The following is a 1,129-nucleotide window of genomic DNA, read 5'->3' as shown; positions in this document are numbered from 1 at the left end:
CCTCATGCTCGGGTGAGCTGCCGGGTCCAGGCTAGATGGCGACTGCGGTGGCCGTCCTGGACGAAACGACAGCGGGCCCACCACCGTCGCGGCTGGCTCGTCGTCCGTGTCCTCATGAGCCGGGCGGGCTGGTGGGCCGGCGGTCAGTCGGTGGCCGGGTAGGCGTGCGTCTCGGCCGCCTTGACCGCCACCCAGACCCGCTGACCGGGAATCAGTCGCAGCTGGGCGGCGGCGGCCGGCGTGACGTCGGCGGCCACCCCGATCGGCCCGTCCAGCTGCACCCGGAGGTTGTCGCCGTGCCGCTGGACGCCGGCCACCGTCCCCGCCCAGGTGTTGCGTGGGCTGCCCTCCGGTCGGGACGGGTGCAGGGCCACCGCCGCCGGACGGAACGCCACGAAGGCCTCGCCGTCCAACCGGTCGGCGACGGTGAGGGTCAGGTCCGGTGCGACGCGTACCCCGTGCCCTTCGGCCCTGCCCCGGTACAGGTTGAGCCCGACCAGCCGGGCGACGTAGTCGGTGCGCGGGCGGGCGGTGACGCTCGGCCCGTCACCCTCCTGCACCACGCGACCACCCTCGACGATGACCAGTCGGTCGGCCAGCGCGAGGGCGTCCAGCGGGTCGTGGGTGACCAGCACCGTCGCGCCCGGGTGCGCGGACAGGTGGCGGTGCAGCTCCGCGCGGGTGTCCAGTCGGGTGCGGGCGTCCAGCGCGGCGAGTGGCTCGTCCAGCAGCAGCAGCGATGGCGCGACGGCCAACGCGCGAGCCAATGCCACCCGCTGCGCCTGACCACCGGAGAGCTGTCTGGGGCGGCGGTGCGCCTGGGCGTCCAGCCCCACCCGGTCGAGCCAGTGTCGGGCCGTGGCCCGGGCGGTCTTCCGGTCGACCCCGTGCCGGCGAGGCCCGAAAGCCACGTTGTCCAGTGCGCTGAGATGCGGAAACAGCAGGTAGTCCTGGAAGACCACACCGATCGGCCGGCGCTCGGTGGGCACCCAGCCGCGCGTCGCCGGGCGGTCCAGGTCGATGGCGTCGAGCGTGACGTGACCGGCGGTGAGCGGATGCAGCCCCGCCAGCGCACGCAGCGCGGTGGTCTTGCCGGCGCCGTTCGGGCCGAGCAACGCAACCACCTCAC

General features: G+C 74.5%; 1 protein-coding gene. It reads right to left on the bottom strand.

The features are described 5' to 3' along the window. Window positions 1–143: 143 nt before the first annotated feature. On the bottom strand, window positions 144–1,129 hold a 986-nt coding region (locus KBX34_RS33070; RefSeq protein ID WP_210928991.1), incomplete at its 5' end, for an ABC transporter ATP-binding protein.

The organism is Micromonospora sp. M61, from assembly GCF_018070245.1.
GTDB classification, from domain to species: Bacteria; Actinomycetota; Actinomycetes; order Mycobacteriales; family Micromonosporaceae; genus Micromonospora; species Micromonospora zamorensis.
The sequence above is the reverse complement of the archived record's forward strand: the minus strand, read 5'-3'. Positions and strand labels throughout refer to the sequence as shown.